Below are 5,667 nucleotides of genomic sequence, written 5' to 3' on the forward strand. Positions count from 1 at the left end.
CTGGACGTTGTGCTCATGTCCGAGACCCTGCCATAGGCCCCGGATCTTGCCAACTTGACAGTACCCTTTTGGGGTTTGTCGTTCCTTTGGCTCATTGGGAGAGCTTCCTGATCCTTTAAGCCACCTTGGTGTCGCCCTGAGCGGCTCTGGCCTTGGCGGCGGCTTCGGCCTGCTGCCGCACGCGTAGATCGGACAGCTGTTGCCGCAGGTCCTGGTACAGCGGGCGGAACGCCGGGCCGCTGGCCTCGACGATGTCGGCCAGGATGTGCACTGCCCGGACGAGCTGCTCCTCAATGACTGGGCCGTGGTCGCGCTGATGCGATTCGCTCATGTGCCGTCTCCTTCCGTGGAGCGGGCACAGTGCGCCGAGGATCTTGCTAGCAGGTTAAGCTTGCGCGAGGCTTGCCACAGCGTCCACATGCTGGCGCCCGGACCGCTGCTGCCCTAGCATTGCCGCAAATCAGCTATCTGGCAGTCGCGCTCCTCCGGTCAGTTAAGAACCACATCTAATATTGAACAATGAATCCCTTACACCGACACGTCGTCATCGACGTCGAAACCGCCCAATCGTACGATCACGTCATTGAAATCGCCGCTGTTGAGGTCATTGGCGGGACGATCTCCCCGCGCTCGTTTATCCGGAGGGTCAAGCCACGCTCAGCCATGAGCCCGTTCTGCTATGCGGTGCATCGAATTTCGCTGGCTGATCTAGAAAATGAGCCTCACTTTGAGGAAGTTGTTCACGACCTCATGGAGTTTGTGGGTGATGATACGATTGTCGCTCACAACTATGCCTACGAATACAACACTCTCAAACGAGAGTTCGAGCGTGCATTACAACCGAGTTATCCCCGAGATCGCTTCTTCTGCACCATGGCTCTGGCGAAGCGTTCGGGTTTGCCCGGCAAACTTCGCCATGCTTGTTCACAAGCAGGCATCAGCGTTGCTCACCTGCGTGACGCGCACGATGCGTTGAACGACGCCCTGTTGGCAGCCCATTTGTTTCTGAAACTCACCCCGGCGGTGCGGCTCTGACAAAAGGGCTGTTGCACAGAATGTGAAACCCTCACGCAATCTTCGTCTGACAATCTTCCTGCAGGGGTGAGGGGAAGGTTATGTGCAAGCGACAGATCGACAGGCGGCAGACGCCGCCAGCGCCATCCAATGACAATGGGCCGAGGGTTGTGCCCGGTCCGACGGGCCAGAGGCCTGCCTTCCTGCAGCCCGGTATCCTATCGGTCGTCCTGGAGCGAACCGACCGTGTCAGGCTGGATTTCGTGGCAGATGGCGTGGTGACGATCCAGGGACAGGGTGCAAGGGCGGAAAAAGAGAAGCGCCCGTCGTTTCAGCGGGCGCTTTAAGGATCCGGCCGTAGGGGCAGATAGACCGGTTCTGGCCACTCAATCAGGTTCGTTCGCCGCAGTCTGTCGGGAAAAAGACAATTCTCGTAAAAAGTTTCGCCGGGCGTATCGCGAGTAGGCGGCCCATAAAATTGCCACGGTTGAACGGCCAAGGTTGGCTTGTGCGGTTTCAGCCTCCTTGAGCCGCATACGCCCTGGTCGAGGATCCACCCGATTTCCTTGGCCGGGGCTCCAACCGCCCTCAGCCGGAGGTCTGATCGGACCCCTCGGTGAGGGCGTTTTGCTGTCCGCCGAGCGATAAAGGCTCTGTTAACCATCCTCAGCCACGATTCTTTGCCTGATCAAGTCTGGGGGAAATGGCATGAATGTCGTGGTTTTTGCGTCCCGCAAGGGCGGTTCTGGAAAGAGCACTCTGGCCGCGCAACTGGGGAGCTACATGGCTGAGAATTCTCGGCCGACGCTCCTGATTGACGCGGATCCGCAGGGGTCTCTGGCCCTTTGGCACCGGGTCCGGGGCACACGGGATCTTGGGCTTCACATCGGCACCAAGCATCTTGCGGCCACCCTGACGAAGGCGCGGCGCGCCGGGGCCGAATGGGTTTTGATCGACACGCCGCCCAATGCAGAGACTCCCGTCGCCGAGGCGATCTGGCACGCGGATCTCGTGGTGATCCCGATGCGCCCGGGGCTGTTCGATGTCGATGCTGTTCAAGCCACGATCAAGGTTTGCCGTGAACTCAAGAAGCCTTATGCGGTGGTGATCAACGCTGCGCCGGCCAAGAACGGCTCGGAGGATCCGATGGTGGCGGATGCCAGAGGAGCGATGCAGGCGCTCGACGTTCCCACATGGTCGGGTCAGATCACCCATCGCCCTGAGTTGTCGCTTTCCCTGGCCCATGGAGCCGGTGTTGGCGAGTTCAGTGCCGGGTCAGCGGAATCGGAGGAGATCGGCAGCCTCTGGCGGGCGCTCACAAGGAGCTTTGACGCTATGAAGGAGATGTCGGGCACCCAGGCTCAATCGGCCTGAGCGGCACGGACAAGCCAATCAGGAGCTTGGAATGGGCGCCCTTGGGGCGCTCATGTTTGTGAGCTCGCTGCTTCCAAACCGGATATCAGTAGCTACTCTAAGGCATGGCTGAGAAACTGCGCACCTCAATGGCGTTTCGAGACGCGCGAGAGCTGGGTAATTGGCTGGCGGAGCATCACGACAACAGTAGCGAGCTTTGGGTCCAGATCTTCAAGGCCGGTTCTGGCCGTCCGTCCGTGACTTGGACTGACTGTGTTGTGGAGGCGATCCGGTTCGGCTGGATCGACGGCCAGAGGCAATCGTTCGATGCCGCCTCTTTCCTCCAGCGACTTACCCCGAGGAAGCCGAGGTCAAACTGGTCAGCGAAGAACCGCGAGCATGCAACTCGGCTCATCGCGGAAGGGCTAATGGCGCCTGCTGGGCTGGCGCATGTCGATGCCGCAAAGGCAGATGGGCGCTGGGACGCCGCTTATGCAGGATCGGCGGCGATGGTGATCCCGCAAGACTTCCTCGATGCGCTGGAGACGATGCCGGAAGCCAAGGCGTTCTTCGAGACGCTCGACCGCAAAAATCTTTATCCGATCTACTATCGCCTCCAAACGGCGAAACGACCTGAGACCCGAGCGAAAAGAATGGCTCAGATCCTCGCGCAGCTTGAACGTGGCGAGCGATTTTACTGAGGTGCACACGCCTAATTTCGAGAAGGCGTTTATGGAATGGTCCGCTAGCCACTATACCAGGGATAGATGTTGTTTAGGTGCTCAACTGATCCAATGGGCTCCTTCGGCGTCGAGCCCCTCAGCGGAAGTAGGGCAAGTTTGGGTGTTCGATGACTTACGCTAGCGACGAGAACCTGGCCCGCAAACACAGAAGGATATTCACGTTTGCCTCTGTGGCTGGAGCAGCCTTCATTACCGGACTTTTCGCCTATTACGGGTCTCTGGTCTATCAGGCGCGAGGGTATGAGGGTTTTGTCCGCTTTTCTAATGCGATGATTTCGCTAGCGATCGTGCCAGCAGGAAGCGGGATTGTATGGGGATGGCGATCGGCACGTTCAAAGCGCCAGAAATGGCTCTGGCTCCTGATCACCGGCAGTGCCATCACCGGCGTCTTGGCTTGGGTCTACTACCTAAAGCCGGACATCAGATTAGCCGTTGTGCTTGTTGGTCTGATGGGAGTGGGCCTATGTGTGCTGCGCGCTTGGATGTGGTTGGCCGACAAGGCATCGAAGAAGATCGAGACACACGCAGCAAAGCGCATGGGATTAACCCCCGAACAATATGAAGCCCGCAAGCCAACTTTCCGGTTTGATCTCGGGGGATGGCCCTTTCAGAGCCAGGCCGAGGGCCAGCGTCGAGAGTACAATGGGTGGATTGTCATCGGCGGCCTGTCCTGCGCGTACGCTTTTGGAAAATGCCTTTTGATACTCACGAATTGAACTGCTGGATTCCGAGAAGGCCGTTTACGGAACCTGAGTAGACAGTTCTGGATCGGGCATGGGGATCGTGATGCCGCAATTCACAAAACAGGTCACCGGACCGAAGGTCAGGCTGCCAAACAATAGCAGCGGAGCTGCTTTGATCATTGCGCTCCTGGCACTTGTGTCCTCGGCGGGTGTCGCTGTTCTCACCGACGATTTGTTCCTGGCGCTGTTGGCCTTCGCGCCGATATCCCTTGCACTCTTGGGTCTCTATGCCGGCGTCAGGCGGATCTTTGGCTGGCCGAGGATCCCCCGGAAGCAGCTATGGGATCTATTCCCCTCCCTTCCGTTCTGGCCCTGAAGCGGCGCGCATGTCAGAACCCGTTAGACAAGTCACTGACTGCGCCCGTTAGAGATGTCACTCCCGAACGGGTTGATCAGCGTCGAACCCAATTCCTAAAGGGAAGCGTAGCGGTTAGAGTGTAGCAGGCGAGACATTCAGAGCGGTGAACTCATGAGGCTGAACCAAGTTACTGTTACGGCCGTCAACCTGGATCCAGCATGGGACTTTTATTGCACCATTGGCCTCGTTCCGATCGTCGACGCACGCCCGCACTATGCTCGGTTTTATTGTCCTGATGGGGAGAGCACATTCTCCCTGGATCAGGGAGACCAGCCGGGGCGGGGGACGACTGTCTATTTTGAGTGTGACGACTTGGATGGGACCGTCAAACGATTGAAGGCGGCAGGCCTGCAGTTTGCCTCGGAACCAGAGGACAAAAGCTGGCTCTGGCGTGAGACGGAACTCTTCGACCCATCGGGAAACCGGATCATCCTGTATCGGGCAGGTGAAAATCGCCTCAACCCGCCTTGGAGGGTTCAAACGACAACCTGATTCCGATAAGGCCGCTCATGGCATTAGGCATCAGCGTCAGTGATATAGAGATACCGAAGAATCTCTTGCCCACTGGTTCGGCTGACTTTGGTGAACACCTCCCGCCTCTGATGAACCCTCTCAGCCACCTTTTGAGAAGGCAGGTTTTCAGGGCTCGTGATGCTTACCACCCGAGGCATCTGGAGGATCTCTATCCCGAACCGGACACATGCGCGGGCGGCCTCCGTAGCCAATCCCTGATGCCAATACCCGCGCCAAAGATGGTAGCCCACCTCTGGCTCCTGGCCGGCTGGTGTGTTCTGGAGGGTGAGCCCACAATCTCCGATCAAATCGCCTGTGTCTCGGCTGATGACAGCCCAGAGGCCAAACCCGTTGTTGGCGTAGCTGTCGAAGGCAAGTTCCTGAAACCACGCCTGGGTCTCAGGATACGTTTTCGGCGCGGGATAGAACTGCATGCACTCCCGGTCGCCATAAGTGCGATAGAGGTCAGGGAGGTCGGCCGGGGTGATTTCTCTGAGAATTAGTCGCGGAGTGGACAGGATCTCACGCATCTCGAAACCTACTTGGATCAGGATCGCGATTGTAATTCGCAGAATGCCCTTTCTGGAATGCGAGTGACCGCGATAAAAAACCTACAATGTTGACTGTCATCCACCTCAACGGCCCAATCAACAGCGGTAAATCCTCGGTCGGCCGGGCCCTGGCAGATCTTCTGCCTAATGCCGTCTTCATTGATGGCGACGATCACGACGCTCCGGATGATGCCCCTCTCGGTACGAGGATCCAGGTCGCCTTGCGGCGTATCGAGACCCAGATTGCGGAGGCCACAGGGGAGTATCTGATTGTGGCTTATCCTCTGGATCAGGCACACTATAGCCAGCTCCAAGCTGCTTCAGAAAGGTACTGTCAAGTTGGCAAGATCCGGGGCCTATGGCAGGGTCTCGGACATGAGCACAACGTCCAG

At 58.1% G+C, this 5,667-nt stretch carries 8 protein-coding genes and 1 pseudogene; 6 read left to right on the forward strand and 3 right to left on the reverse strand.

Going from position 1 to position 5,667, the window contains the following annotated elements:
* Window positions 1–115: 115 nt before the first annotated feature.
* On the reverse strand, window positions 116–331 hold the full coding sequence (locus tag KBI52_RS02350; protein WP_210805072.1) for a hypothetical protein: 216 nt from the start codon (window positions 329–331) through the stop codon (window positions 116–118).
* A 188-nt stretch (window positions 332–519) separates the two neighbouring features.
* Between KBI52_RS02350 and KBI52_RS02355 the strand changes: the two genes are divergently transcribed.
* The 4 genes from KBI52_RS02355 (at window position 520) to KBI52_RS02370 (ending at window position 3,826) form a co-directional block, all read left to right on the forward strand.
* Window positions 520–1,035, forward strand: coding sequence for a 3'-5' exonuclease (locus tag KBI52_RS02355; protein WP_210805074.1), 516 nt, complete (start codon window positions 520–522; stop codon window positions 1,033–1,035).
* 687 nt (window positions 1,036–1,722) lie between these two features.
* Window positions 1,723–2,388: a ParA family protein gene (locus KBI52_RS02360; protein ID WP_210805076.1), complete on the forward strand. Its 666-nt coding sequence runs from the start codon at window positions 1,723–1,725 to the stop codon at window positions 2,386–2,388.
* A 104-nt stretch (window positions 2,389–2,492) separates the two neighbouring features.
* Window positions 2,493–3,068 (forward strand): YdeI family protein, encoded by a 576-nt coding sequence (locus KBI52_RS02365; RefSeq protein ID WP_210805078.1) that lies wholly within the window; start codon window positions 2,493–2,495, stop codon window positions 3,066–3,068.
* A gap of 149 nt (window positions 3,069–3,217) precedes the next feature.
* Entirely contained in the window at window positions 3,218–3,826 is a 609-nt protein-coding gene (locus KBI52_RS02370; RefSeq protein ID WP_210805080.1) for a hypothetical protein, read from the forward strand.
* Between the two features lie 24 nt (window positions 3,827–3,850).
* Here KBI52_RS02370 and KBI52_RS33370 read toward each other — a convergent pair whose 3' ends face one another.
* Window positions 3,851–3,973 (reverse strand): hypothetical protein, encoded by a 123-nt coding sequence (locus tag KBI52_RS33370; RefSeq protein WP_256439452.1) that lies wholly within the window; start codon window positions 3,971–3,973, stop codon window positions 3,851–3,853.
* 349 nt (window positions 3,974–4,322) lie between these two features.
* On the opposite strand from KBI52_RS33370, the gene KBI52_RS02375 reads away from it, so the two are divergent.
* Window positions 4,323–4,703 (forward strand): VOC family protein, encoded by a 381-nt coding sequence (locus KBI52_RS02375; protein WP_210805082.1) that lies wholly within the window; start codon window positions 4,323–4,325, stop codon window positions 4,701–4,703.
* A 23-nt stretch (window positions 4,704–4,726) separates the two neighbouring features.
* Here KBI52_RS02375 and KBI52_RS02380 read toward each other — a convergent pair whose 3' ends face one another.
* On the reverse strand, window positions 4,727–5,254 hold the full coding sequence (locus tag KBI52_RS02380; RefSeq protein WP_210805084.1) for a GNAT family N-acetyltransferase: 528 nt from the start codon (window positions 5,252–5,254) through the stop codon (window positions 4,727–4,729).
* 86 nt (window positions 5,255–5,340) lie between these two features.
* Between KBI52_RS02380 and KBI52_RS02385 the strand changes: the two are divergent.
* Window positions 5,341–5,667 (forward strand): annotated as a pseudogene (locus tag KBI52_RS02385) (hypothetical protein); the annotation flags it as partial.

The sequence above is a fragment of the Microvirga sp. HBU67558 genome (assembly GCF_018069605.1).
GTDB classification, from domain to species: domain Bacteria; phylum Pseudomonadota; class Alphaproteobacteria; order Rhizobiales; family Beijerinckiaceae; genus Microvirga; species Microvirga terrae.